Genomic DNA, 1255 nt, shown 5'->3' with positions numbered 1-1255 from the left:
TTAAATGCCAAAGATATACCAAAACTAAGTCCTAAATCTTGCATATTTTTCCTTTTTATTGTAAAATCTAGCCTATGAAAAATATAGACAATACCTTAAAAGCAAAAATCATCTTTTTAAAACATTTTAAAATCATTTTTAAAGCCTTTTTAACATTTGGCTTTTTTGTAGCTTTTTTAATATCTTTTATGAGTGATGATTTTCTAACTAGCTTTTTTAATATCTCTTCATTTTTTGCACTTTTTGCTTTAAATCTTTTTATAATAACTTTTATTTATGTGTTTTTTAAAGCTAGAAATCATTAGCCTTAGAAATTTTTAAACTGATTTCTAAAAACTCCATATAATCTTTTATATTTAAATTCATAATTTCATTATAAGAAAAATGCAAAAAATGAGCTATCAATGCAATAGCTTCATTGCTTACTACTGGGAGCTTGATATTCATTTAATGTCTCACTTAAAAGATTGATATCTTCCAAGTTTAACTTATCAAGCTCTTCTAAACTCATATTAGTGCATTCACCGATTATATAAAACGCTCTTGAACCTTCTCCTTTTTGTATATCCATAGCCCTGCGTAACATTCCAGCTGTTGGGGTATTAAATTTTATTTCGTTGCCGTTTGATAATTGAATTGTTTTTGCCATTGATTTTCCTTATAAACTTAAATTTGATCTTATTTTTGCCATTTGATCGACGCCATTAAACTCTAAAATAAGATTTTTGACATCAGCTAAAAATAATCTTTGATTATCCATTGTGATTTTTATAAAATGCACATTGATTTTAATCTCATTTGTAAATTCACTTCCTGCAACAATAGAAGGTAAAACAATAGAAGTGAATTCTCCATTTAACTCAATCACAAAGGGCACTTCTTTTCCTGAACCACTTTGATGAATGCTTGCTTTAAAAACAAGTGGAATTTTAAATTTAGAAAAAGTATTAGAACCAAAAGCTTCAAAGGCTTGTATTCCCATTTCGCTTATTTTAAAAGAGCATTCCATTGCCTTAAAAACTCCAGTGCCATAATTTGCACTTAAAGCCCCTTTGCTTTCTAATACTTCTTGCTCTATAGTAGGCAAGGTAATATCTCTTGCCACTCCTGCATAACCATATCCATCTATGAAACAATTTGCTTGTTCTATTACTTGAGGTATTCTATTAAACATTTTTTCTCCTTTTTTGATTTCGCTGTGAAAAACGAGGTTTTATCTAAAGATTCTTTCTAGCAAAACTCACTATTTTTTAAA

3 protein-coding genes are annotated in these 1255 nt (G+C 28.1%); all 3 read right to left on the bottom strand.

The features are described from left to right. Window positions 1–291 precede the first annotated feature (291 nt). From CQA75_RS09275 to CQA75_RS08875, 3 genes are read right to left on the bottom strand one after another with little or no spacing between them, the layout of a single operon-like run. Window positions 292–447, bottom strand: a complete 156-nt coding sequence (locus CQA75_RS09275; protein WP_171000109.1) for a hypothetical protein — start codon at window positions 445–447, stop codon at window positions 292–294. Beyond that, window positions 416–649 carry a phage tail assembly protein gene (locus CQA75_RS08880; RefSeq protein WP_137624597.1) on the bottom strand — a complete coding sequence of 78 codons (234 nt, stop codon included), beginning with the start codon at window positions 647–649 and terminating at the stop codon, window positions 416–418. The genes CQA75_RS09275 and CQA75_RS08880 overlap by 32 nt, the downstream gene beginning before the upstream one ends. 9 nt (window positions 650–658) lie before the next feature. Next, window positions 659–1174, bottom strand: a complete 516-nt coding sequence (locus CQA75_RS08875; protein ID WP_137624596.1) for a phage major tail tube protein — start codon at window positions 1172–1174, stop codon at window positions 659–661. Between the last annotated feature and the right edge of the window lie 81 nt (window positions 1175–1255).

It is taken from the genome of Campylobacter taeniopygiae, assembly GCF_005406225.1.
Lineage (GTDB): Bacteria > Campylobacterota > Campylobacteria > Campylobacterales > Campylobacteraceae > Campylobacter_D > Campylobacter_D taeniopygiae.
This window is presented reverse-complemented; position numbering and strand designations above follow the sequence as displayed.